Origin of the sequence: Streptomyces huiliensis (assembly GCF_020037025.1) — a bacterium.
Taxonomy (GTDB): domain Bacteria; phylum Actinomycetota; class Actinomycetes; order Streptomycetales; family Streptomycetaceae; genus Streptomyces; species Streptomyces huiliensis.
The window spans coordinates 1-22,230 of sequence record NZ_JAIQLH010000217.1; the positions used below are offsets into that span (position 1 = coordinate 1).

Here is a 22,230-nt window from a genome sequence, read left to right on the forward strand (position 1 = left end):
CCACGTCCCCCCGCCCCTCCCCCGACACGAGGAGAAGCAGCGTGACCGACACGACCCAGGCCCCCTCGGCACCGGCCGGCCCGGCCCCCGAGGGCGGTGACGGCGCCGACAAGCGGGCGCAGACGCGCCGGATGCTCCGCGACCGCCTCCGCCGCTACCTCGAACTGGAGGCGGAGCGCGGCCCGGAGGGGGCGCGGGAGGCGCTGCTCGACGGGTACCCCGAGCGCCAGGCGGCCCGGATGGGGCCGCTCATCACGGGGTGTTCGCTCGCCGAGGGGTTCGGCAAGGCCCTCCCCCGGTTCGCGGCCATGGGCTTCCTGGAGGAGGCGCTCGACGTCTCGACGGACGACGAGGACGTGGTGATGGAGGTGTGCCGCACCTGCATGTGCCTGACCGCGGCCCAGGACCTCGGGCTGAGCGAACCGCGGCCCGTCCTCTGCGAGCTCGACTTCGAGGCGACCCGGCGGGCCTTCCCCGAGATGTCCGCCGAGAGCCTGCGCCGGCAGACGGACGGGCACCACGTCTGCGTCTTCCGCTACGCGCGCCCCCGCCCCGAGGGGGACGGCGGGCCGTCCTGACACAGCCCCGACTCGACGAGCAGCAGCAGGTCGGCGGCGACCGTCCCGACCGGCACGTCGCCCCTGAGCACCTGGCCCCGGGCGGCCGACAGCAGGTGCATCAGGAGCTCGGCGTGCCGGTCGGGGCTGACGCGCTCGTCGAAGACGCCCTCCGCCCGGCCGGTCTCCAGCACCTCGGAGAGCAGGGCGCGCAGCCGGTCGGTGTGCGCGGCCATCCGCTCCCGTATGGTGGGGCTGATGCCGAGCGCCTGCAACTGCAGGGCTCCCGACCGGCGTTCGGGCTGCGCGAAGTACTCCAGGTGCGCGGTCAGGAACGCCTCCAGCCTCGCCCGGGGGCCGTGCACGCCGTCGAGGCGCTCGCGCAGCCGTCCGTAGAACCGGTCGACCTCGTCGCTCACCACCGACAGCAGGACGTGCTCGACGTCCTTGAAGTAGTTGTAGGCGGTGGCCCGGGAGACGCCGGCCCGTTCCGCGATCTTCGACATGGTGGTGCCGGCCAGGCCCTGCTCGGCCGCGATCTGCACCGCGGCCTCCCCGATGGCGGCGCGCAGTTGTTCTTTGTGCAGGGCGACCATCCGGTTCCATCCGGAACCGGAACGGCCGGCCGCCGCATCGGGTCGTTCGGTGCTCACTCACACTCCTCGGACACGGCTTGGACAATGTGTCTAAGCCCTGGCGGTTGGTCTACTATCTGGCGGGACTGTTGAGGCCCCAGAGCCGAGGCCTCAGATTAGACCCCGAATGCGGTGATGCAGTGCGTAGCGAAGCGAGGCCCGGGCGTCAGCGGAGCAACCCGAACCGGAACACCGCGCCCCCGGCACCACCCTCCTCCCGCGCCCGGCCGCGCCTGCTCCTCTGGCTGGTGGTGGCCGGGTGGCTGCTGCTGGCCGGCCTGCTGAGCCCCTTCCAGGGCAAGCTGCAGAACGTCACGAGCAACAACGCCGCCGCCTTCCTGCCCGATTCCGCGCCCTCCGCCGAGGTGTCGCGCTTCCTCAAGGACCGCTTCCCGGACGGCGACACCCGCCCGGCCCTGGTCGTCCAGCGCCGTCCCGGCGGCCTGACCCCCGCCGACCGCGAGGCGGTGCGCGCCGACGCCGCGCGGCTGCGCGCCGTCCCCGGCACCCAGCCGCCCGTCGCCCCCTTCACCGACCGGGGACAGCCGGTGAAGGGGCTGGTCTCGGCGGACGGTTCGGTGGCCGTGACGGTCGTCCCGGTCACCGCGACCGGCGGCAAGAAGGTCCGGCAGACCGTCGACGCACTGCGCGACGCCGTCCACCCGCCCTCCGGCGTGACGACGGAGTTCACCGGCCCGGCCGGGATCAGCGCGGACGCCATCGCCATCTTCAGCGACGTCGACTTCCGGCTGCTGGGGGCGACGGCGGTCCTGGTCCTCGTCCTGCTGCTGATCGTCTACCGCTCGGCCCTGCTGGCGTTCGTCCCGCTCGTCGTCGTGAGCTTCGCCTACGTCCTGGCCGCCGGGATCGTCTACGCGCTGGCCGCGCACGCCGGGCTGCTCATCAACAGCCAGGCCACGTCGCTGATGCTGATCCTGATGTTCGGCGCCGGCACCGACTACTGCCTGCTGATGACGGCCCGCTACCAGGAGGAGCTGACGGCGGATCCGTCCGCCCCCTGGCCCGCCCTGCGCCGCGCCGTACGGCGGGTGTGGCCCACCGTCTTCTTCAGCGGGCTGACGGTCATGGCCTCGCTCTCCGCCCTCTTCGCCGCCGACCTCGGCTCGACGCGGGTGCTGGGCCCGGTCGGCATCATCGGCACCGCGAGCGTGCTGCTGTCCACGTTCACCCTGATGCCCGCGCTGCTGGCGCTGATCGGCCCCAAGGCCCTGCTGCGGCGGGTCCGGGCGCGCCAGGAGAAGGCCGGGGCCGGCGCGGTGGGCCGTGCCTGGGAGCGCACGGCGCGGGCGGTGTTCCGCCGGCCGTGGTGGGCGACGGCCGCGACGCTGCTGTTCTTCGCCGCGGGCGCCACCGGACTGACCCGGTCCGTCGACGACATGAGCCTGCTGCACGCCTTCCGCGAGCCGACGTCGTCCGCCGCGGGCTACCGCGCCCTCTCCGACGCCTTCCCCGCCGGCACCGCCGCGCCCCTGACCGTCGTAGTGGAACGCGCCGACGGCCCGCTCTCCGGCGCCGACCTCGCCGGGGCCGCGGCCCGGGTGCGCTCGGTGCCGGACGTCGCCTCGGTCGCGCCCCAGCCGGTCCGCTCGGAGGACGGCCGGGCGGGCCGGCTCCAGGTCGTCCTGGACACCGACCCGTACGACGCGAAGGGGCTCGACCGCGTCGCCGACGTCCGGCACGCGCTCTCCTCCGGACTCCCGCCCGGCGTACGGGCGGTGGTGGGCGGGGACCCGGCCGTCCAGCTCGACACCAAACACGCCGCCGACCGCGACCTGCGGATCCTGGTGCCGCTGATCCTGGCCATCATCATGCTGGTGCTGGTGGCGCTGCTGCGGGCGGTGGTGGCGCCGCTGTACCTGATCGCCACGGTCGTCGTGTCCTTCTTCGGGGCGCTCGGTATCTCGATGTACGTCTTCCGCGACCTGCTGGGCCAGCACGGCGTCAACCCCGTGATGCCGACGTTCGCGTTCCTCTTCCTCGTCGCGCTGGGCGTCGACTACAACATCTTCCTCATGGCACGGGTGCGCGAGGACGCCCGCGCCCGCGACACCCGCACCGCCGTGCGCACCGCCCTGCTCAGCACCGGCTCGGTGATCACCAGCGCCGGTCTGGTGCTGGCGGGCACCTTCTCGATCCTGATGATCCTGCCGCTGGTCATGCTCTTCCAGCTCGGCTTCACGGTGGCGCTCGGCGTGCTGCTCGACACCGTCCTGGTGCGGGTGGTGCTGGTGCCGGCGCTGACGTACCTGCTGGGCGAGAAGGCGTGGTGGCCGGCGCGGCGGACGGCGCCGGCCGCGGCGGCGGGCCCCGATCCGGCCGACTGACAAGGGAGTTGACCCGGGATGGACGACACCGCCCCCGCCGTACCGCGCTCCGCCTGGACCCGGCTCGCCGTCTACACCGCCATCGCCGCGCTGTTGCAGGCCGACGGGACCATCGTCGCCGTCGCCCTGCCGTCGATCGGCTCGGACTTCGACGTCTCGGCGGGCACCGCCGCGTGGCTGATGACCACCTACTTCGCGGTGTACGCCGTGGGGCTGTTCCCCGGCGGCCGGCTGGTGGACCGCTTCGGCCCGGGAGCCCTGGCCCTGACCGGGCTGGCGGTGTTCTGCGCGGGCACCCTGACGGGCGCGCTGGCCGGCTCGTTCGGGGTGCTCGTCGCCTCCCGGGTGCTCCAGGGCGCGGGCGCCGGGCTCGCCAGCCCGGCGGCGCTGGCCGGCGCGGTGTCGGGCTTCCCCGCGGAGCGGCGGGGCACCGCGCTGGGCATCTGGGGCGCGGCCTCGGGCCTGTCCAACCTGGTGGGCCCGCTGCTGGGCGGGGTGCTCACGGAGGTGTGGGGGTGGCGCGCCAACTGGTGGGCGCTGCTGCCGATGGGGCTGCTGCCGGCGGTGTGCGTGCTGCGGTGGGTACGGTCTCCGGTGGACGGCCGCCGGCTGGTGCCGCCACCGCCGGATCCGGCGGCGGCGCCGGAAGCGAGGGCACCGGTGCCGGGCGCGGTCCCGGGCCGGCGGGCGCCGATGGGCGCGGTACGCGGCGCCTCCGCCGTGGCGGCCCTCACCTTCGCGGTGATGATCGGCTCCTTCTACCTCGTCGAGCAGTACCTCCAGCACGCGGCGGGCTACGGCGTCCTGCGGGCGGCGCTCGCGCCGATGGTCGTGGCGCTGTGCATCGGCGCGGCCGGGCCGGTGGCCGGCCGGCTCACCGACCGCCACGGCGAACGGCTCCCGGCGGCGGCCGGGTTCACCGCCTGCGCGGCGGCCTGCGGCACGTACGCCGTCCCCGGCACCGCGCCGCACGGCCTGTGGCTGCTGCCCGGTGGCGTCCTGCTCGGCGCGGGGCTCGGTCTGCTGTTCCCCTCGACGTCCCGCGCGGCTCTCAACTCCGTTCCGCGGAGCCTGCACGGCCGTGCCTCCGCCCAGCTCTCCTTTGGCCGGCTGGCCGGTGCGGCTTGTGGTACGGCGCTGGCGGGGCTGGCGTTCCGTGACGGTGTCACGACCGCGCACCTGCGGTTCGCCCTCGCGGGCGGGGCGGTGGTGGCGGTGGTGGGGGCCGTGATCGTTCTGTGGCGGTTCGGTCGGGAGGTGGCGGGGCGCTGAGTGGGGGTGCCCCGGTCCCTCCCCCAGAGGGGGCACCCCCACTTCGCCGATTCCTGGGGCTGCGCCCCAGACCCCCCTTGTCGCGGCTTCGCCGCTCGTCCTCAAGCGCCGGACGGGCTGAATGGTGCCGCCCCGGGCGGGCACTTCAGCCCGTCCGGCGCTTGAGGACAACCGCGCGGAGCGCGGTTTCGGGGGTGCGGGGGCTCGCCCCGCAAGAAACGGTGAAAGGGCGGGGCCGGGGCACACCCACCCGGCCGCCGACCGGAGGTTTCGGCACCGCCCCGTGGGGTTACCCGTCCGGTCTGAGCGCCGCCCCGTCCGAGGAGGGAGTCCCCGCCCCGATGGCCCCCCAGACCACGTACGGCTACTTCCTCGCCTGCGAGGAGCACTCCCCCGCGGACCTCCTCGAACAAGCCCGCATGGCCGAAGACGCCGGCTTCACCTCCCTCTGGATCTCGGACCACTTCCACCCGTGGACCGCCGAACAGGGCCACAGCCCGTTCGTCTGGTCGGTGATCGGAGCACTGGCCCAGGCGGTCTCGCTGCCGGTCGAGACGGCCGTCACCTGCCCGACCGTACGCATGCACCCGGTCGTCACCGCGCAGGCGGCGGCGACCAGCGCCGTCCTGCTGGGGCCGGGCCGGTTCCGGTTGGGAGTGGGGAGCGGGGAGGCGCTGAACGAGCACGTGCTGGGCGGGCCGTGGCCGCGGGCGGCGGTGCGGCTGGAGATGCTGGAGGAGGCCGTCCGGGTGATGCGGCTGCTGTTCGAAGGCGGCCAGGTCAGTCACGCGGGACGGCACTACACCGTGGAGAACGCCCGGCTGTACACCCTTCCGGACGAACCGGTGCCCATCGACGTCTCGGCGTTCGGCACGGCGGCCACGGAGGTGGCGGGCCGGTGCGGCGACGGGCTGATCACCATGAGCCCGGACGCGGAGGCGGTCGACCGCTTCCGGAGGGCGGGCGGCGCGGGCAAGCCGGTCTACGGCGGCGTCAAGGTCTGCTGGGGCCCGGACCGGGACGAGGCGCTGAAGACCGCGCACCGGCTGTGGGCGGTGGAGCAGCTGCCGGGCGAGCTGAACCAGGTGCTGCCCACCCCGGCCCACTTCGAGCAGGCGGCGCAGCTCGTCACCCCCGACCGGGTGGCTCAGGCGGTGACCTGCGGCGACGACCCCGAGGAGCACGCGGCGGCGCTGCGCGCGTACGCGGACGCCGGCTTCGACCGGGTCCACGTCAACCAGATCGGCCCCGACCAGCGGGGCTTCTTCGACTTCTACCGGACCGAGGTACTGCCCCGGCTCGCCGACGAGGCGGGCCGGGCGGGCTGAGCGGGCTGAGCGGACACCGAGCGGAGAGGAACACAGTGGCTGAGAAGGTCTCCGACCACATCCTGGCCCGGCTGCGCGAGTGGGGCGTGGAGCGGGTCTTCGGCTATCCCGGCGACGGGATCAACGGGCTGATGGCGGCCTGGGAGCGGGCGGACGACCAGCCGCGCTTCATCCAGGCGCGGCACGAGGAGATGGCCGCGTTCGAGGCCGTCGGGTACGCCAAGTTCAGCGGCCGGCTGGGGGTCTGCGTCGCCACGTCGGGACCGGGCGCCATCCATCTGCTCAACGGCCTCTACGACGCGAAGCTCGACCACGTCCCGGTGCTGGCGATCGTCGGCCAGACCGCGCGGACGGCAATGGGCGGCGCGTACCAGCAGGAGGTGGACCTGCACGCGCTGTTCAAGGACGTGGCCTCGGACTTCGTCGAGACCGTCACCGTCCCGGAGCAGCTGCCGAACGTCCTGGACCGGGCGGCGCGGACAGCACTGGCGCGACGCGCGCCGACGGCGGTGATCGTGCACGCGGACGTGCAGGAGCTGCCGTACAGCGCGCCAGGGCACGCGTTCAAGATGGTGCCCTCCAGCCTCGACCACAGCGACTGGCAGTCGGTGCCGTCGGACGAGGCCCTGGAGCGGGCCGCGGACGTGCTCAACTCCGGGCACCGGACGGCGATGCTGGTGGGGCAGGGCGCGGCGGGGGCGCGGGCCGAGGTGGAGCAGGTCGCGGACCTGCTGGGGGCCGGCGTCGCCAAGGCCCTGCTGGGCCTGGACGTGCTCGACGACGAGCTGCCCTACGTGACGGGGTCGATCGGGCTGCTGGGCACCCGGCCGTCGTACGAGCTGATGCGCGACTGCGACACCCTGCTGACGATCGGCTCCAACTTCCCCTACTCCCAGTTCCTCCCGGACTTCGGCTCCGCGCGGGCCGTGCAGATCGAGCTGGACCCGCACATGGCCGGGCTGCGCTACCCGTACGAGGTCAACCTCATCGGCGACGCGCGCGCCACCCTCCAGCGTCTGATCCCGCTGCTGCGGCGCTCCACCGACCGCGACTGGCAGCGGAAGGTGGAGGGCGACGTGGCCCGCTGGAAGAAGGTGATGGAGAGCCGGGCGGCGGTGAGCGCCGATCCCGTCAACCCGGAGTACGTGGCCCGGGCGCTGTCGCCGCTGCTGCCGTCGGACGCGATCGTCACCTGCGACTCGGGTTCGGTGGCCAACTGGTACGCGCGGCACGTGAGCATGCGTCCGCCGATGCGCGGTTCGCTCTCCGGCACGCTGGCCACGATGGGCAGCGGCGTGCCGTACGCGATCGGCGCCAAGTTCGCGCATCCGGAGCGGCCCGTGGTGGCGCTGGTGGGCGACGGTGCGATGCAGATGAACGGGCTCGCCGAGCTGATCACGATCGCCAAGTACCGGGCGGAGTGGGAGGATCCGCGGCTGGTGGTGGGGGTGTGGAACAACCACGACCTCAACCAGGTGACGTGGGAGATGCGGGCGATGAGCGGTTCGCCGCAGTTCCTGCCGTCGCAGCAGCTGCCGGACGTGCCGTACGCGGAGTTCGCCCGGTCGATCGGGCTGACCGGCATCAAGGTGGAGAAGCCGGCGGACGTCGAGCCGGCGTGGCGCGAGGCGCTGGCCGCGCCGGGGCCCGCGCTGGTGGAGTTCGTGACGGACCCGGCGGTGCCGCCGATCCCGCCGCACGCGGACTGGGACCAGATCGAGTCGACGGTCAAGTCCATCCTCAAGGGCGACACGGACCGGGCGAGCATGGTGAAGCAGGGCATCAAGGCGAAGGTCCAGGAGTTCCTGCCGCACCGGCACAAGAAGGAGTCCTGACGGCCCATGCGGAATGACGGTGACGGGCGGATCGACGGGCTGGACGTGGCGGCGTTCACCGTCCCGGCCGACGCCCCCGAGGCCGACGGCACGCTCGCCTGGGACGCCACCACGGTCGTGGTCGTGGAGGCGCACTGCGACGGGGTGACCGGCACCGGCTGGACGTACGCCCCCGCCGAGGCGGGCGCGGCCGTGAACGGGCTGCTGGCCGGCCTCGTCGTGGGGCGCTCCGCCCTGGACGTCGCCGGAGCCAACGAGGCGATGGTCCGGGCCGTGCGCAACGCGGGCCGGCAGGGGCTGCTGGGGTGCGCGGTGTCGGCGGTGGACCTGGCGCTGTGGGACCTCAAGGCCCGGCTGCTGGACCTGCCGCTGGTCCGGCTGATCGGCGCGGTCGTGGAGGACGTGCCGGTGTACGGGTCGGGCGGCTTCACCACGTACCACGACACGCACCTGGCGATGCAGCTCGACGGCTGGGTGCGGGGGCACGGGATCGGCCGCGTCAAGATCAAGATCGGTGAGTCGTGGGGCCGTGAGGTCCACCGCGACCTCGAACGGGTGCGGCACGCGCGGGAGACCATCGGCCCGGAGGCCGCCCTGTACGTGGACGCCAACGGCGCCTACGGCCGCAAGCAGGCGGTGCGGGTCGGCGCGGCGCTGGCCGAGCTGGGCGTGGCCTGGTTCGAGGAGCCGGTCTCCTCCGACGACCTGGAGGGGCTGGCGGTCGTCCGCGACCAGTGCCGGTGCGACGTCGCCGCCGGCGAGTACGGGTACGACCCGGCGTACTTCGGCCGGCTGGCCCGGGTGGTCGACTGCCTCCAGGCGGACGCCACCCGCTGCGGCGGGCCGACCGGCTGGCTGCGGGCGGCGGCGGTCGCCCAGGCGCACGGCCTGGAGATCTCGGCGCACTGCGCGCCCCACGCGCACGCCCACGTGGCGGCGTGCGTGCCCAACCTGCGGCACGTGGAGTGGTTCCACGACCACGTGCGCATCGAGTCGACGCTGTTCTCGGGTGCTCTCGACCCGTCCGGCGGAACGATTCGGCCCGGGGCCGACGGCGCCCCCGGGCACGGGATGGCCTTCCGCCGGGCGGAGGCGAGCCCGTACCGCGTCCTGTGACCCTGTGAACCTGTGAACCTGTTGTGCCCCTGTGACGGACGCTCACCTCTTTTGGGGCTTTGTCGCTTTCACGTAAGGAAGGATCTTTTCCGCATGTTCCTTCGACGCGGCGCCGCCGCTTCCCTGAGCTCGAAGACGTCCCTGGTGGCCAAGACCCCCCTGGTCCCCCGACGCCCCCTGACCACCACGGCGCCCCTGGCCTCCAAGACCTCGCTCACCTCGGCGCTGGCCTCGGAGGTGGCGGTGGAGAACGCCACCACCCGCTACCTGATGTACGGCCTGCTGCCCTCCTGGTTCGTCCCGGGCGTGGCCGACTGGGTGATGCACCGGCGGACCCGCATCGAGGACACCTCGGGCACCAAGGAATCGCTCATCCACTCGCTGATGATGACCGAGGTCGGCGTCCCGATCGTCCTCACGCTCCTCTTCGAGGTCAACCCGCTGCTGCTGTCGGTGCAGCTCGGCGCGACGGCCTGCCACGAGGCGACGGCGTTGTGGGACGTCCGGACGGCCGTGGAGAGCGAACGGGACGTCAGGCCCGTGGAGCAGCACATCCACAGCTTCCTGGAGTCGCTGCCGTTCGCCGCTCTGGCCTCCCTGATGTGCCTCCACCCCGACCAGGTGCGCTCCCTGCTGCGCGGCGGCGCGGGCGACCCGACGGCCTGGAAGTTCGTCCCGCGCCGCCGGCCGCTGCCGCGCAAGTACCTGGCCGGGATCGCCCTGGCGGTGGGCACGTTCGTGGCGCTGCCGTACGGGGAGGAGCTGGTCCGGTGCGTGCGCCGGGGCATGAAGCGGCGCGGGCGGAGGCGGGCGGAGGCGAAGGCCGAGCGGTACGACCGGGCGCTCGCGGGCTGAGCGGGCGGGAGCCGGGGGGCGTTGTCGTACCCCGCTGCTACGGTCCCTTTCATGACGCACAGTGACCGCGCCCTGGACATCCTCCACCGGCGCCCGGACCTGGCCGCCCTCGCGGCGTACCCCTTCGCCTTCGACATCGACGGCGCGGTGCACGTCGAGGAGGTGCGGCTGGCCTCGGGCGGGCCGCTGCGGCCGATAGCCGGCGAGGACTCGGGCGGGACGTACTTCCTCTGCGCAGGCGGCGAGGTCCTGCACGCCGACTCGGAGGGCTCGGCCGCGCTGCTCGCCGAGAGCCTGGACGACGCCCTGGAGATCCTCATCGGCCTGCCCGGGGAGGCGTCCTGCCTGTCGTCCGAGGACGACGACGCCACGCTGGCCGCGGGGTTGGCCGAGGCGGAGGAGGAGCTCCGCGAGAACTACGGCCCCGGCTTCGACGCGGACCGCGAAACGCTGCTGTCCGGCCTCGGCCTGCGCCTGCGCCCGCCGCGCGAGTTGCTGGCGCGCATGGAGCGCGCGGAGCGGCGCACGGAGCCGGACTTCGTGCTCCTCAACGCGGTGGAGGGCTGCGCGTACCAGCTGGACGACTCCCTCCGCGTATCCGCCCGGGAGACCGTCCTCGCCGCCGCTCGCGCCGACCTGGCCCTGCTGCGCACGGACGCCACAAGCCACGAGGTCGTCGCCGCCGACCCGGCCCGCAGGACCGGCGCCCTGGCGGCCGTCCGCCACGACCACCGGCCGGAGGACGTACCGCTCCTGCGCACCTTGCTCCGGCACGGCCTCCGCGCGGGAGACCCCGCGGACCGGCTCGCCGGAGCGGCCGTCCTGCTGGCCCGCCACGGCGACGCGACGGACCACGCCCTGCTCCTTCCGCTGCGCGACTCCCTGCCCGGCTTCCCGGACGCCGCCCGGGACCTGACGGCCTGGGCCCACACCGCCCCCTGCCCCGCCCCCGAGGACGACCCCCCCGCTCACCTGGGCCCGCCTCGCCCGCCTCCAGGGCCACACCGAGCTCGCCCGCGTCACCCTGATACGCCTGCTGGACGCGGCCGGCCCGCGCGACGACGCCCTGGTGGCGGAACTGGCGGCCGAGTTCGCGGCGTTGGGGGACACCTGGCAGGCGGAGCGGGCGCGGCGGCTGCTGCCGCGGGGGTCGGCCGGGACGGTCGGCACGGGCGGCTGAGCGGGCCGGGGCCCGGCAGCGGTCCGGGGGCCGAGCGCCTCTCCGCGCCCCGGGAGGCGGGCGGTGGCACGCAGGCGGGCACGCACCCGCCGAGCGCCGCCCCTCGGCGGGCACAACACGGTGCTGGTGTTCCGGGCGGCGGGGTAGCCACTGGGCCCTTGCGACGGAGTGCGGCTCCCGTGGCAGCTGGGAAGCCGGTGTGGAAACGTGGAATCCGGTAAGGAGCCCCACCGGACACCGCACCGAACCGACCCGAGGAGGTCCCATGTCCTCGAAGCGACGCCGCAAGAAGCGAGCCCGCCGCAACAAGGCCGCCAACCACGGAAGCCGTCCGCAGTGCTGACGTGATCCGGCGCGGTGTGGCCCGCCGTCCCTTCCCACGGGTGTGTTCTCCGCGATATCACCCGTTCGAGGGGCGGCGGGCTGCGCCGCGTCCCGTCCGCGTGTGGGATGGGTGCCACGTGCGGCGCGCCGTCGCCACCCCCTCCCCTCAGCCTCCCCCGAGCCCGACAGAGGAGCCGGCAGATGACCCTCTCCGAACGCGACGTGGCGGACCAGATCGAGCAGATGAAGGAGGACGCCCTGGAGCAGGTGGTCAGCGACGAGGACCGGGACGCCGGTCTCGCGGACGAAGAGTGGTGACCCCGGCCACGGCCGTCCCAGCCCCGGCCACGGCCGTCCCGGCCCCGGCCACCCCGGCCCCGTCCTCAGCCCCCGCCGCGGTCCCCGCCCCCGCCCCGGGCGCCCCTCGCGCGGCGGCCATCATTCGCGCCGCGCGGTGCGGCGGGGTAGACATGGAACATGGCCCGAATCCGGGGCCGCTCCTGGAGGCCGTCCGGCCGCCGGCCCGCCGGCTCGCACGTGGGTGAACGGCGAGAGCGGCGGCCGCGCGGGACGTCGGCACGGCGCTGGCGGGTGGCGAGCACCCGTAGCGTCGCCGGCCAGATGTTCGTGCTGCAGGTGCTCATCGTGCTGCTGCTCGTCGTGGCCGCGGTCGGCACCCTGCTCTTCCAGGCGCGGACCGACAGGTTCCAGGCGGCCCGCGACCGATCGCTGGCCGCCGCCGAGGCGTTCGCGCACGCCCCCGGGCTGCCGGCCGTCATGGCGGGCCCCGACCCGTCGTCCGTCCTCCAGCCGCTGACCGAGGACGCCCGGCACCGCGGCGGCGTGGACTTCGTCGTGGTCACCGACCGGAACGGCATCCGCTACACCCACCCGGACCCGTCCCTCATCGGCAAGCACTTCGTCGGCACCGTCGAGCCGTCGCTGAGGACCGGCGAGGTCACCGTCGAGAGCGTGCACGGCCCGCTCGGCGAGGAGGTGCAGGCGGTGGTGCCGGTCCGCGACGACCGGGGCCGGATCGTCGGCGCGGTGTCCTCGGGCATCAAGGTCGCCGCGGTGAGCAGCGCCTTCGACCGGCAACTGCCCTGGGTGCTGGGCGCGGGCGCGGTGGCGCTGGCCCTGGCGACCGCCGGTACGGCCCTGGTGAGCCGCCGGCTGCGGCGGCAGACGCACGGGCTGGGCCCGGCCGAGATGGCGCGGATGTACGAGCACCACGACGCGGTGCTGCACGCGGTGCGCGAGGGCGTGGTCATCGTCGGCGGGGACGGCCGGCTGCTGCTGGTGAACGACGAGGCCCGGCGGCTGCTCGGGCTGCCGCCGGACGTGGAGGGCCGGCACGTCGGCGACCTGGGTCTGGACCCGCGGACGGCCGAGCTGCTGCTGTCGCGGCAGGTCGTCTCGGACGAGGTGCTGCCCGTCGGCGACCGCCTGCTCGCGGTCAACAACCGGCCGACGGACCGCGGCGGCGGCCCGCCCGGCAGCGTCGCCACCCTGCGGGACTCCACCGAGCTGCGGGCGCTGGCGGGCCGCGCCGAGACGGCCCGCGGCCGGCTCCGGCTGCTGTACGACGCGAGCGTGGCCATCGGCACCACCCTGGACGTGCGGCGGACGGCCGAGGAGCTGACCCAGGTGGCGTCGCCCCGGTTCTCGGACTACGCGACCGTCGACCTCGCCGAGGCCGTGCTGCACGGCGAGGAGCCCCGGATGTCGATGGGCGGCGACGCCGCCGAGCTGCGCCGGGTGGCGCTCACCGGGCCGCGGGACGACCATCCGCTGTACCCGGCGGGTGACCTGGTCACCTTCGCCGGCCCGACCCCGCAGGCCACCGGGTTCGTCAGCGGGCGCCCGGTGCTCGTCCCGGACCTGGCGTCCTCGACCGGCTGGCGGACGCAGGACTACGAGCGCACCCAGGCGGTCCTGGAGTACGGCTTCCGGTCGCTGATCACCGTGCCGCTGAAGGCGCGCGGCGTGCTGCTGGGCATCGCCAACTTCTGGCGGACGAGCGACAGCGGGCCCTTCGAGGAGGACGACCTGTCGCTGGCCGAGGAGCTGGCGGCGCGGGCCGCGGTCTGCATCGACAACGCCCGCCGCTACACGCGCGAGCACGACATGGCCGTCGCCCTCCAGCACAGCCTGCTGCCGCGCGGGCTGCCCGAGCAGTCGGCGCTGGACGTCGCCTTCCGCTACCTGCCCGCGCAGGCGGGGGTGGGCGGCGACTGGTTCGACGTGATCCCGCTGCCCGGCGCCCGGGTGGCGCTGGTGGTCGGGGACGTGGTCGGGCACGGGCTGCACGCCGCCGCCACCATGGGCCGGCTGCGCACGGCCGTCCTGAACTTCTCCGCGCTCGACCCGCCGCCGGACGAGCTCCTCGGGCACCTCGACGAGCTGGTCGCCCGGATCGACCAGGAGGCCGCCGGGGACGCCGACGAGCCCGCCATCGCGGGCGCCACCTGCCTTTACGCGGTGTACGACCCGGTGACGGGCGTCTGCTCGCTGGCCCGCGCCGGGCATCCGCTGCCCGCCCTGGTCGCCCCGGACGGCACCGTCGACTTCCCGGAGCTGCCGGCCGGCCCGCCGCTGGGCCTGGGCGGGCTGCCGTTCGAGGCGGCGGAGCTGCGGCTGCCGGAGGGCAGCAGCCTGGTGCTGTACACGGACGGGCTGGTCGAGGACCGCAAACGGGACATCGACGCCGGTCTCGCCGTGCTCCACGACACCCTGGCCGAACAGCCCGGCCGGACGCCGCAGGAGACCTGCGAGGCGGTGCTCGACGCGCTGCTGCCGGCCCGGCAGAGCGACGACATCGCCCTGCTGGTGGCGCGCTCCCGGATCCTGGAGCGGGAGCGGATCGCGGAGTGGGAGCTGCCCTCCGACCCCGCCGTGGTGGGCCGCGCCCGTGCCGATGTGACCCGGCAGCTGGGGCTGTGGGGGCTGGAGGAGGCGGTGTTCACCACCGAGCTGATCCTCAGCGAGCTGATCACCAACGCGATCCGGCACGCCTCCGGGCCGATCCGGGTGCGGCTGCTCCGCGACCGCACGCTGATCTGCGAGGTCTCCGACACCAGCAGCACGTCGCCGCACCTGCGGTACGCGGCGGCCGAGGACGAGGGCGGCCGGGGCCTGTTCCTGGTGGCCCAGCTGGCCGAGCGCTGGGGCACCCGGTACACGCCGGACGGCAAGGTCATCTGGGCGGAGCAGCCGCTCGGGTGAGGGCAGCCGCTCGGGTGAGGGCAGCCGCTCGGGTGAGGGCAGCCGCTCGGGTGAGGGCAGCCGCTCGGGTGAGGGGGCCGGGGCCCGTATCGGCTGAGGTGCCCGGGCCCGTACCGGCCCGCCGGGAGGCGGCCCACCGGACGAGGGCCGCCGCGCGGCGGCCCTCGGAGGACGGAAGGACCGAGGACCATGCCGGAGAGCACAGCGCCGCCGCCCCCGGCCCCGGACTGGCGGATGTTCGACCCGGCGCCGGTCGCCATGGCCGTCACCCGGGGGCCGCGTCACCGCCTGGTGTACATGAACGCCGTCTACCGCGAGCTCTTCGGCGACCGGCCGCTCGGCGTCCCCATCACCGAGGTCTTCGCCGACCTGCGGCAGCGCGGCTGCCTCGCCCTCTTCGACGACGTGCGGAACACCGGGGCGCCGGTGTCGCTGGACGCCGCGCCCACCGAGGGCGCCTCGCCGGAGGACGGCGGGACGCGCTACTACACCTTCAGCCTCTCGGCCGTCGGCTCGTCGGAGGACGAGCGCGGCGTGCTCGTCGTGGCGATGGACGTCACCGAGCAGATCCGGGCGACCGAGCGGATCCGCCGGGTGTCGGAGGAACGGCTGCGCGCCCTGCGCCGGTTCGAGAACCTGGTGACCGCCAACACCCAGATGATGTGGGTGACGGCCGCCAAGGGCGGCACGATCGAGCCCAGTCCGGGCTGGGAGCGGGTGACCGGCCAGACGTGGGAGGAGTTCCGCGGGGACGGCTGGATGGACGCCCTGCACCCGGAGGACCGGGAGCCGATGGACGCGGCCTGGCAGCGGGCGCTGGAGGAGGTGCCGGACGAGTTCCGGTACGTGTACCGGCTGCGGACGGTCGACGGCACGTACCGCCACTTCGACGTGCGGGCGGTGCCGGTCCGCGAGGACGGCCGGGTCGTCGAGTGGGTGGGCACCTGCACGGACATCGAGGACCGGTGGCGGGAGGAGCGCCGCAAGGACGTGCTGGCGCGCGGCGCCGCCGTGCTGGCCGAGTCCACCAAGCCGCGGTCGGCCTTCGCCGCGCTCGGTGACGTCATCGTCCCGTCCCTGGCCGACAAGTGCGGCATCTACCTCTTCCGGGACCCCACCTACCAGTTGACGGGCAGCGCCCCGCTGGTCGTGGAGCGGATCGCGGCCCGCTCGCGCGAGGGCCTCCCCCCGCACCCCGCCCGGCTGGGCGAGGAGCACATCGCGCCGGACAGCGCGTTCGCCCGCGCGGTCCGCGAACGGCGGGTGGTGCACGAGTCGTTCGACCCCGACCGCATCCCGCCCGGCACCGCCCCGCCCGACAGCATGGCGTGGCTGCGGGAGGTGCGCGCGCACAGCATGGTGGTCGTCCCCGTCGTCATCGACGGCACGCTCGCCGCGATCGTCGACGCCTTCGCCTGCGGCGAGCGCGATCCCATCGACGCGACCGACGAGGCACTGCTCCGCGAACTCCTGGAACAGGCCCACGACCCGCTGCGCAACGTCATTGAGTTCCAGCGCACCCAGCGGGTGGCCCTGGCCCTCCAGCACAGCCTGCTGACCGAGCCGCCGCGCTACGACGACCTGGTGATCACGGCCCGCTACCTGCCGAGCCCGGCGGCGGCGGACGTCGGCGGCGACTGGTACGACTCGTTCGTGCTCGGGGACGGCGCGCCGGTGCTGGTCATCGGGGACGTGGCGGGGCACGACATCGAGGCCGCCGTGACGATGAGCCGGATGCGGAACATGCTGCGCAGCCTCGCCGCCGACCGGGAGGAGCCGCCGGGCGACATCATCCGGCGGCTCGACCGGGCCACCCAGGTCCTCGACCCGGAGGAGGGCACCGCCACCTGCGCCCTGGTCCGCATCGAACACACGCCGGGCGGCGGCCGGCAGGCGCACTACTGCGTGGCGGGGCATCCGCCGCCGCTGGTGGTGGACCGGGACGGCGGCACGCGCTTCCTGGACGGCGCCATGTCCCCGCTGCTGGGCATGCCCGTCCCGGACGAGTGGCGGATCAGCGCGGTCGAGCCGCTGCCGTCCGGCGGGACGCTGCTGCTCTACACGGACGGGCTGGTGGAGCGGCCGGACGAGGACATCGACGAGGGCCTGTCCCGGCTTGCCCGAACGGCGTCCGGCCTGGCCCGGGCGGACCTGAACGCGTTCTGCGACACACTGCTGGCGGAGCCCTCGGTCACCGGCCAGGACGACATCTGCCTGATCGCGGTGCGGCTGCCGGAGGACGGCTGACGGCCGCAGCCCGTCCGGTCCGCCCGCGCGGCGGCCGCCGGCCGTCCTCCGGCCCGACCTCTCTTCACGCGGGCGGCCCGGGACGGTCTCCGGACCGTACGGCCCGCACGCGGGCGGCCCCGACGGTCTCCGGCCCGGACGCTCTTCACCCGCCCGGCCCGGGAGTGCTCCCCGCCACGGCCGGACTCACCGCCGGCGCCGGGGCCCTGGCGACGGCGAGCAGGCTCAGCAGGGCGCACGCGGCGTAGGCGGCGCCGGGCCAGGCGGCCGGTCCCGGGTACGGTCCGGCCGCGTGCGCGTGGTCCTCCCAGCGGGACAGCAGGGGGACGAGTCGGGCGCCCGTGGCGAGGATCCAGGCCGCGAGCGCGGCGCGGGCGAGGGGCCGGTGGAGTCCGGCGCCGTGGGCGAGCCAGATCATGGCGGGCAGGCACCAGATCCAGTGGTGGCTCCAGGAGATGGGCGACAGCAGCAGCCCGTACAGCTCGGCGGTGATGAGGACGGCGAGCAGGTCCTGCCGTGCGACGGCCCGGAACACGGCGTACGCCGCGAGGGCGGTGATCAGCGCGACGGCGGGCCACCAGGCCGCGGAGAGGGCGGCGTCGTGGCCGAGGAGCCGGCCGAGCGCCCCGCGCAGGGACTGGTTGCGCACGGTCCACAGCGGGCCGACGCGACGGGTGTCGGTCACCAGGGTCGTCCAGTACCGGGCCGACTCGCGCGGCGCGACCAGCCAGGCCAGTGCCGTGGCCGCGCAGGCGGTGGCCACGGCCCAGGCGGCCGCCCGCCACTGGCGGGTCGCCAGGAAGTACAGTCCGCCGAAGGCCGGGGTGAGCTTCACCGCGGCGGCCACCCCCACGGCCGCCCCCCGCCCCGCGGCCGTGCGGAGGGCGGCCACGGCTCCCAGGACCAGCGCCCCCAGCAGCAGGTTGACCTGCCCCTGGTCGAGGGTGTGGCGGACGGGTTCGAGCCACAGCCCGGCGGCGGTCCAGAGCAGGGCCCGGGACCGGTCCCGGAACCGGTCGCCGGAGCCCAGCAGCCGTACGGCGCACCCGCAGACGACGAACACGGCGGCCACGGAGACCGCTTGCCACAGGCAGACCGCCGCCGCCCAGGGAAGGTACGCCAGGGGCAGGAACACCAGGGCCGCGAACGGCGGGTAGGTGAACGGCAGCGCGGGGATGGGCGGGCTCGTGTGGAGGACGTAGTCGTACAGGCCGCCGGAGAGGACGAGCGGCGCGGCGTCGTGGTAGACGCGCAGGTCGAGGGGGGCCGGGGAGAACAGGCCGACGGCCAGGGCGTGCAGGGCGACCGAGAGGGCGAGGCACCAGCCGGGGCGGCGGCCCGGCCACGCCCGGCCCCGGATCCCCGGGAACGGCCACTCACGCGATCTGTTCACGCCCAGGTCTCCTGACACGGCCTCGATCGACGCGCCTCAGCGTGACCGGCCGGACGGCCCGGGCCTTCCCTTTACGCCGTCGGTGGCATGTCGCACACGATCGGACCTCCTGATACCCCGACTCGCGCGGCCCTGGCGCGGCGGGGCCCCGGACCCGACGGCGCGCGGACGCACTCTCCACGCCGGAGATCCCTTCCCCCGCTCCGGCGGCCGAACCGCCCCCCGCTCGGCGGGGACCGGGCCTGCCGGACGGGGAACGCGCGGCCGGCCGCGGTCCTCGCCGTGCGTCAGGCCCCGGACAGGGCGGCGGCGACGGCCGGTGCGAGCAGGTCGGCCGCGAAGTCGGCGGCCGAGCGCGGCGCGCGGCCGAGGACGCGGCGGACGCCGTCCCCGAGTCCGGCCGTGCCCTCCCGGCGGTAGTTGGCGTAGAGCCCGTACAGGCCGTCCACCTGCCACGGCGGCACCCCGCGGCCGGCGAGCCCGGCGCGCCAGGCGGCGTCGAGCGGGACGTCGGCGTACCGCACGGGCCGGCCGAGCACGGCGGCGAAGCGTTCGGCCAGCCGGCCCGGGGTCAGCGCCTCGGGGCCGCTGATGTCGATCTCGCCGCCGACGGGCCGGTCCGCCAGCAGTTCGGCGACCGCGACTTCCGCGATGTCCCGCGTGTCCACGTAGCCGCGGGCGGCCTCGGCGCCGCCGGGGTCGGCCAGGGTGCCCGCGGCGATGTCGGCGGCGGCCGGGAGGACGTTCTGGAGGAAGCGGTCGGGCCGGAGCACGGTCAGCTCGGGCACGCCGGCGTCCCGCAGCCGGGCGACGACGGTGTCGTGCGCTCCGGTGACGGGGTCGGGAACCGTCCCGGCCGCCTTCGGGAACGGGCGGGCGCCGAGCTTGACGATCCGGTGCGCGCCCGCGTCCAGGGCGGCGAGGCCGAGGCCGGTCTCGACGGCGGCCTGGTCGGCGGCGAACGGGTGGGCGAGGTAGAGCCGTTCGACACCGGCGACGGCGCGCCGGACGGCGGCGGGGTCGGCGGCGTTCCCGCGCACGATCTCGCCCTTGACCGCGCCCAGCGCCTCGGCGCCGGCCGCGGAGCGCACCAGGAACCGCACGTCGTCGCGGTCGCGCAGCGCCTCCGTCACGTACCGCCCCACCGAGCCGTTCGGCGTGGTGACCAGGATGGTCATCGGACCCCTCCGCGTTCATGATCGGAAAACCGTCACGGGCCGCAACGGCGGGGTGGCGGGGGTGTATTCCCGGCCGGGCGGCAAGGAGCCACCCCCCGGACGGGTCCGGCGCGCGGCCGGGCGGGTACCGTTGCTGCCGCCCGCCCGTCCGAACAGACCCGCCCCTTCCGAACAGAGGCGAAGGATGCTGCCTGAGATCACCGAGCACGAGTGCACCGGCTGCGGCAAGGCCGTGAAAGGCATCTTCGGCCGGTGGGCGTGCCCCGACTGCAAGACCAGCTCCCCGTACCGGGAGCCGCCCGGCACGTACGCGGACGGGCTGCGCAACGGCGTGGCGCCGCGCCGGGACCCGCTGCGCCACCACGTGTGCGGCGAGGTCGCGTGCGTGTGCCCCCGGCTGGGCCGCCGGGGGCACTGAGAGGGCTCCGGTCTCAGTCCCGGCGGACGAGGTACCGGGCGTAGGCGTCCGTCGTGAAGGAGGCGGGCAGGTCGTCGTGGAGGGCCGCGCGGACGAGGACGTCGCGGGCGTCGGCCCAGCGGGAGCCGGGGTCGGCGGCGGCGAGGGCGGAGCTCTCCTCGTCGAGCAGCCGGAGTACGCCGGCGCGCGGGACGACTCCGTGGTGGAGCCACTGCCAGAGCTGGCAGCGGGCGAGTTCGGCGGAGCCGGCGTCCTCCAGCCGGCCCTGGTGGACGACGCGTCCGGCGCCGCGCAGCCAGGCGTCCAGGCAGCGGAGGGCGGTGCCCAGGGCGGCGCGGACGCCCTGTTCGGTGGGGCGGCCGCTGGTGCGGTGGACGGCGAGCAGGTCGGCGGCGGTGACGTGGACGTCCTCGCGGGTGCGTTCGAGCTGGTGCGGGCGGTCGCCGAGGACCGCGTCGAAGGCCGTGCGGCAGACGGGGAGCAGCCCGGGGTGGGCGACCCGGGTGCCGTCGAAGCCGACCTCGGCCTCCCGTTCCGCGTCGAGCCGGACCCGGGCCAGGGCAGCCTCGTCCGCCTGCCGGTCGAGGCCGAGCACGGGGACGGCGCGGACGGCGGTGCCGCCGATGGCGTGGGCGCCCCTGCGGTGGCAGGTGCGGACGAGGAGTTCGGTGCGGGCGCGGAGGAACGGCGCCGTCGCGGTGATCTTCGCGCGGTCGGGGAGGAGGTGGTCGCGCCGGTGCGGGAAGGTGCGGACGACGCTGCTCAGGTAGCCGGCGTGGTCGACGGCCAGTCCGGCCGCGTGGTCGCGGAGTTCGTGGAGGATCTCCTCCATCTCGAAGGCGGCGGTGACCGATTCGACGGTGACGGTGGCGCGGATGGTCCCGCGTTCCAGGCACAGCATGTCCTGGGCGAGCACGAAGACGTCGTTCCAGAGCCGCGCCTCCAGGTGGTTCTCCACCTGGGGCAGCGAGAAGTACGGGCCGCGGCCCGCCGCGATCTGCGGGCGGGCGCAGTGGAAGAGGTACAGGCCGAGGTCGACGAGGGCGGCGGGGACCGGGCGGCCGTCGACGACCAGGTGCCGTTCGGTGAGGTGCCAGCCCCGGGGGCGGACGACGAGGGTGGGCCCGGCGGCCGGTCCTGGGCCGATGCGCCCTTCGGTCACCGCGATCAGCGTCCGCTGGCCCTCCATGACGTTGTCCCAGGTGGGCGCGGTCGCGTCGGTGAAGTCCGCGGTCCATACCCGGGCGCCGGATACCGCCGCCTCGGCCGCCATGGCGGGGTCCGGGGGGCCGGTGAGCTCCGTGCGCCGGTCGGTGAGCCCGGGGGCGGGCGGGGCGACGCGCCAGGAGCGGTCGGCGCGGACGGCCGAGGTGGCGGGGACGAAGTCGAGGGCGCCGCCGCGGGCCAGCAGTGCGGCCCGGTGACGGCGTTCGGCGAGGAGCGCGGAGCGGCGGGCGGCGAAGGCGTCGTCGAGGCGGGCGACGAGGGCGAGGGCGGCGGGGGTGAGGACGTCGTCGTACGGGGTGGTCCGGCCGCCGAGGACGCTCAGGGTGCGGACACGACTGGAGAGGGCGGGAGTTGCCATGGCGGTCTCCTGGGGGTGGTGTGAGCGGCCCGGGGCGGGCGGGGTGGCACGGACGACGGGGGCGCGGGACGGCGAGGGGCGGCGGGACGACGGGCGGGGTGCGGCCACGGCGGCGCTCCGGCCGTTTCCTTCCGGGCCCGTCCGGAGGGCCCGGGGAACCGGGGCGAGGGGGGCGGGGGTTCTCCGGGAACTGCCCTGCCGGCGCTGCGGGGAAACCGCTCCGGCGGGAGCCGTTCCGTTCGGAACGGGTCCCGCCGGAGCGGCTGTCCGGCCGCCGGCTAGTGGAACTGCTCCTCTTCGGTGGAGCCGGTCAGGGCGGTGGTGGACGAGGCGGGGTTGAGCGCGGTGGTGACGAGGTCGAAGTAGCCGGTGCCCACCTCGCGCTGGTGCTTCACGGCGGTGAACCCGTGCTCCTGCGCGGCGAACTCCCGCTCCTGGAGCTCCACGTACGCCGTCATGCCGTGCTCGGCGTAGCCGCGGGCGAGGTCGAACATGGCGTGGTTGAGGGAGTGGAAGCCCGCCAGGGTGATGAACTGGAACCGGTAGCCCATCGCGCCCAGTTCGCGCTGGAACTCGGCGATCTCCTCGTCGTTGAGCGCGGCCTTCCAGTTGAAGGAGGGCGAGCAGTTGTACGCCAGCATCTTGTCGGGGTACTCGGCGTGGATGGCCTCGGCGAACTCCTTGGCCTGGGCCAGGTCGGGGGTGCCGGTCTCGACCCACAGCAGGTCGGCGTGGGG

17 protein-coding genes are annotated in these 22,230 nt (G+C 75.1%); 12 read left to right on the forward strand and 5 right to left on the reverse strand.

Annotated elements, in window-relative coordinates; all coding sequences use genetic code 11:
* The first annotated feature begins 41 nt into the window (after window positions 1-41).
* Window positions 42-578, forward strand: coding sequence for an L-2-amino-thiazoline-4-carboxylic acid hydrolase (locus JNW98_RS28300; protein ID WP_223771153.1), 537 nt, complete (start codon window positions 42-44; stop codon window positions 576-578).
* Here JNW98_RS28300 and JNW98_RS28305 read toward each other — a convergent pair.
* Entirely contained in the window at window positions 536-1,210 is a 675-nt protein-coding gene (locus JNW98_RS28305; RefSeq protein ID WP_223771154.1) for a TetR/AcrR family transcriptional regulator, read from the reverse strand. The genes JNW98_RS28300 and JNW98_RS28305 overlap by 43 nt on opposite strands.
* A 122-nt stretch (window positions 1,211-1,332) precedes the next feature.
* On the opposite strand from JNW98_RS28305, the gene JNW98_RS28310 reads away from it, so the two are divergent.
* From JNW98_RS28310 to JNW98_RS28350, 10 genes are all read left to right on the forward strand, one after another.
* Window positions 1,333-3,537, forward strand: coding sequence for an MMPL family transporter (locus JNW98_RS28310; RefSeq protein WP_223771155.1), 2,205 nt, complete (start codon window positions 1,333-1,335; stop codon window positions 3,535-3,537).
* Between the two features lie 18 nt (window positions 3,538-3,555).
* Window positions 3,556-4,809, forward strand: coding sequence for an MFS transporter (locus tag JNW98_RS28315; protein WP_223771156.1), 1,254 nt, complete (start codon window positions 3,556-3,558; stop codon window positions 4,807-4,809).
* Window positions 4,810-5,150: 341 nt separating this feature from the next.
* Complete coding sequence (locus JNW98_RS28320; protein ID WP_223771157.1) at window positions 5,151-6,137, forward strand: TIGR03557 family F420-dependent LLM class oxidoreductase; 987 nt, start codon at window positions 5,151-5,153, stop codon at window positions 6,135-6,137.
* 35 nt (window positions 6,138-6,172) lie between these two features.
* Entirely contained in the window at window positions 6,173-7,972 is a 1,800-nt protein-coding gene (locus JNW98_RS28325) for a thiamine pyrophosphate-requiring protein (protein ID WP_223771158.1), read from the forward strand.
* 6 nt (window positions 7,973-7,978) lie between these two features.
* The gene (locus tag JNW98_RS28330; protein WP_223771159.1) at window positions 7,979-9,088 is read left to right on the forward strand and encodes an enolase C-terminal domain-like protein; all 1,110 of its coding nucleotides are present in this window, start codon (window positions 7,979-7,981) and stop codon (window positions 9,086-9,088) included.
* 93 nt (window positions 9,089-9,181) lie between these two features.
* Window positions 9,182-9,943, forward strand: a complete 762-nt coding sequence (locus tag JNW98_RS28335; RefSeq protein ID WP_372459338.1) for a diguanylate cyclase — start codon at window positions 9,182-9,184, stop codon at window positions 9,941-9,943.
* Window positions 9,944-9,994: 51 nt separating this feature from the next.
* Window positions 9,995-11,344, forward strand: a complete 1,350-nt coding sequence (locus JNW98_RS28340; protein ID WP_223771160.1) for a hypothetical protein — start codon at window positions 9,995-9,997, stop codon at window positions 11,342-11,344.
* A 44-nt stretch (window positions 11,345-11,388) separates the two neighbouring features.
* Window positions 11,389-11,466, forward strand: a complete 78-nt coding sequence (locus JNW98_RS37060) for a 50S ribosomal protein bL37 (RefSeq protein WP_504755481.1) — start codon at window positions 11,389-11,391, stop codon at window positions 11,464-11,466.
* A gap of 458 nt (window positions 11,467-11,924) precedes the next feature.
* Window positions 11,925-14,672, forward strand: coding sequence for a SpoIIE family protein phosphatase (locus JNW98_RS28345; RefSeq protein ID WP_372459339.1), 2,748 nt, complete (start codon window positions 11,925-11,927; stop codon window positions 14,670-14,672).
* 189 nt (window positions 14,673-14,861) lie between these two features.
* On the forward strand, window positions 14,862-16,919 hold the full coding sequence (locus tag JNW98_RS28350) for a SpoIIE family protein phosphatase (protein WP_223771161.1): 2,058 nt from the start codon (window positions 14,862-14,864) through the stop codon (window positions 16,917-16,919).
* A 145-nt stretch (window positions 16,920-17,064) separates the two neighbouring features.
* Here JNW98_RS28350 and JNW98_RS28355 read toward each other — a convergent pair whose 3' ends face one another.
* Window positions 17,065-18,312 carry a glycosyltransferase 87 family protein gene (locus JNW98_RS28355; RefSeq protein WP_223771162.1) on the reverse strand — a complete coding sequence of 416 codons (1,248 nt, stop codon included), beginning with the start codon at window positions 18,310-18,312 and terminating at the stop codon, window positions 17,065-17,067.
* Between the two features lie 287 nt (window positions 18,313-18,599).
* Window positions 18,600-19,490, reverse strand: coding sequence for an NmrA family NAD(P)-binding protein (locus JNW98_RS28360; RefSeq protein ID WP_223771163.1), 891 nt, complete (start codon window positions 19,488-19,490; stop codon window positions 18,600-18,602).
* A 184-nt stretch (window positions 19,491-19,674) separates the two neighbouring features.
* Here JNW98_RS28360 and JNW98_RS28365 point away from each other — a divergent pair, with 184 nt between their 5' ends.
* Entirely contained in the window at window positions 19,675-19,908 is a 234-nt protein-coding gene (locus tag JNW98_RS28365) for a hypothetical protein (RefSeq protein ID WP_223771164.1), read from the forward strand.
* A 13-nt stretch (window positions 19,909-19,921) separates the two neighbouring features.
* On the opposite strand, the gene JNW98_RS28370 is transcribed toward JNW98_RS28365, so the two are convergent.
* Together JNW98_RS28370 and JNW98_RS28375 are read right to left on the reverse strand one after the other, a co-directional pair.
* Window positions 19,922-21,493, reverse strand: a complete 1,572-nt coding sequence (locus tag JNW98_RS28370; RefSeq protein WP_223771165.1) for a malate synthase — start codon at window positions 21,491-21,493, stop codon at window positions 19,922-19,924.
* Window positions 21,494-21,771: 278 nt separating this feature from the next.
* Window positions 21,772-22,230 (reverse strand): beta/alpha barrel domain-containing protein (locus JNW98_RS28375; RefSeq protein WP_504755479.1); only part of this gene is annotated, 459 nt, incomplete at its 5' end.

What these genes read in the sequence shown, in the direction of transcription:
- JNW98_RS28315 (WP_223771156.1), top strand. Translation starts at nt 3,556, where the DNA reads ATGGACGACACCGCCCCCGCCGTACCGCGCTCCGCCTGGACCCGGCTC.
- JNW98_RS28320 (WP_223771157.1), top strand. Translation starts at nt 5,151, where the DNA reads ATGGCCCCCCAGACCACGTACGGCTACTTCCTCGCCTGCGAGGAGCAC.
- JNW98_RS28330 (WP_223771159.1), top strand. Translation starts at nt 7,979, where the DNA reads ATGCGGAATGACGGTGACGGGCGGATCGACGGGCTGGACGTGGCGGCG.
- JNW98_RS28335 (WP_372459338.1), top strand. Translation starts at nt 9,182, where the DNA reads ATGTTCCTTCGACGCGGCGCCGCCGCTTCCCTGAGCTCGAAGACGTCC.
- JNW98_RS28340 (WP_223771160.1), top strand. Translation starts at nt 9,995, where the DNA reads ATGACGCACAGTGACCGCGCCCTGGACATCCTCCACCGGCGCCCGGAC.
- JNW98_RS37060 (WP_504755481.1), top strand. Translation starts at nt 11,389, where the DNA reads ATGTCCTCGAAGCGACGCCGCAAGAAGCGAGCCCGCCGCAACAAGGCC.
- JNW98_RS28345 (WP_372459339.1), top strand. Translation starts at nt 11,925, where the DNA reads ATGGCCCGAATCCGGGGCCGCTCCTGGAGGCCGTCCGGCCGCCGGCCC.
- JNW98_RS28350 (WP_223771161.1), top strand. Translation starts at nt 14,862, where the DNA reads ATGCCGGAGAGCACAGCGCCGCCGCCCCCGGCCCCGGACTGGCGGATG.
- JNW98_RS28360 (WP_223771163.1), bottom strand. Translation starts at nt 19,490, where the DNA reads ATGACCATCCTGGTCACCACGCCGAACGGCTCGGTGGGGCGGTACGTG.
- JNW98_RS28365 (WP_223771164.1), top strand. Translation starts at nt 19,675, where the DNA reads ATGCTGCCTGAGATCACCGAGCACGAGTGCACCGGCTGCGGCAAGGCC.
- JNW98_RS28370 (WP_223771165.1), bottom strand. Translation starts at nt 21,493, where the DNA reads ATGGCAACTCCCGCCCTCTCCAGTCGTGTCCGCACCCTGAGCGTCCTC.